The sequence below is a fragment of the Streptomyces sp. YS-3 genome (genome assembly GCF_045257485.1).
Taxonomy (GTDB): domain Bacteria; phylum Actinomycetota; class Actinomycetes; order Streptomycetales; family Streptomycetaceae; genus Streptomyces.
This window is the reverse complement of record NZ_JBJHPC010000939.1, coordinates 1-1,649: the sequence shown is the minus strand read 5'-3', so window position 1 is coordinate 1,649 and position 1,649 is coordinate 1. Positions and strand designations below refer to the sequence as shown.

Genomic DNA, 1,649 nt, shown 5'->3' with positions numbered 1-1,649 from the left:
GGTCCCGCCACCGGCCGGGGCGGGGCGGGTGAGGGGCAGACGAGTCGGGCTGTACGCCGGGTTCTGTCGCCCGGTCGCCTCGCGGCGGCCGGGGAGACGGCCATCCATCTAGGACCGGTGTTGCCACCGGCCTCGTGCGGTCTACCCGCGGACTCGGGCGGGCAGCCCTCGAACGTCCACGCAGAGCCGCTTTTCACGGCGGCTCCTCTTGACCTTGCTCCGGGTGGGGTTTACCTAGCCGCCTGAGTCACCCCAGGCGCTGGTGGTCTCTTACACCACCGTTTCACCCTTACCGGGGACCGAGGTCCCCGGCGGTCTGTTCTCTGTGGCACTGTCCCGCGGGTCACCCCGGGTGGGTGTTACCCACCACCCTGCCCTGTGGAGCCCGGACGTTCCTCGGGAGGATCCGAGGATCCCCACGCGGCCGTCCGCCCGGCTCGTCTGCCGTGCCGACCATGCTACCTGCCGGACGGGCCCCCGCCGCCGCATCCCGTCCCGTCCTGTCTCAGACGGGGCCGAACTCCACCTTCGCGGTGCCCGGGTCGGCCCGGGTGAGGCGGACGCGGAGGGGTTCGCCCAGGGGGAGGGGCTCGGTGGTGCGGACCGGGGCCACCACGGCCGGGTCGCTCAGATGGACCGTGCCCGCCGTCGGCTCGTCTTCCTTGATGTCGACCACGGTCGCGTCGAAGACCTCCCCTACGCGGTCCTTGAGCAGGGCGGCCTCCACGAGGTCGACGCACTCGCGCTCCACCGTGTTGGCCCGGCGGGTGCCCTCGGCCATCACCTTGGGCAGCGCGTCGAGCCCGTCGCGTACCCAGGCGGGGATGTCGGCGCCGGCGACCGCCGCGAGGCAGAGCTCGGCGGCGTACCGGTCGACGAGGCGGCGCAGCGGCGCGGTGCAGTGCGTGTACTCGTCGGCGACTGCGGCGTGGATCGCCGGGCGGGGGATGTTCCCGCCGGTGAAGACGGTGTACCCGGCGCCGCGCAGCAGCGTCGTGCACTCCTGGAGGAACGCGGCGTGGTGCGGGTCGCGGGGGTCCAGGGAGCGGATGACCTGGGCGTACGGGACGTGGTGCGGCCAGTCGATGCCGAGCGCCACGGCGGAGCGGCGCAGCCGGGCGACGGCGCCGTCCGGGGCGCTGGGCAGGGTGCGGAGTACCCCGGTGCCGTACGCCAGCATCAGGTCGGCGGCGGCGATGCCGGTGACCAGGGAGATCTGGGCGTTCCAGCCGTCGGCGGGGAGCGGAGCGCGGTAGTCGAGCCCGTACCGGCCGTCGCGCTCGACGATCTCCTGCTCGGGGACGTTGAGCGAGATCCCGCCGCGCGCCACCTCCTGCTCCTCGCGCAGCCGCCCGATGTCCGCGAGGAGGGCGAGGGACGGCTCGGCGGTGCCGTCGTCGATCTGCCGCTGCACCGACTCGTAGTCGAGCTTGGCCCGGCTGCGGACGAGGGCCCGCTCGACGTGGGTGGCGGTGGCGGCCCCGTGGGTGTCCAGGTCGATGGTCCACAGGACGGCGGGGCGGACCCGGCCGGGGAGGAGGCTGGCGGCGTCCTCGGAGAGTACGGGCGGGTGGAGCGGGATGCGCTCGTCGGGGAAGTAGAGCGTGGTCACCCGGCGGTGGGCCTCGGTGTCGACGGGGCCGCCGGGG

1 protein-coding gene and 1 other RNA gene are annotated in these 1,649 nt (G+C 74.2%); both read right to left on the bottom strand.

The window, feature by feature from the left end:
• Positions 1-36: 36 nt before the first annotated feature.
• Positions 37-440: RNase P RNA component class A (gene rnpB, locus ACJA3G_RS36500), an RNA gene on the bottom strand.
• A 65-nt stretch (positions 441-505) separates the two neighbouring features.
• On the bottom strand, positions 506-1,649 hold a 1,144-nt coding region (locus ACJA3G_RS36495), incomplete at its 5' end, for an RNB domain-containing ribonuclease (RefSeq protein WP_406557313.1).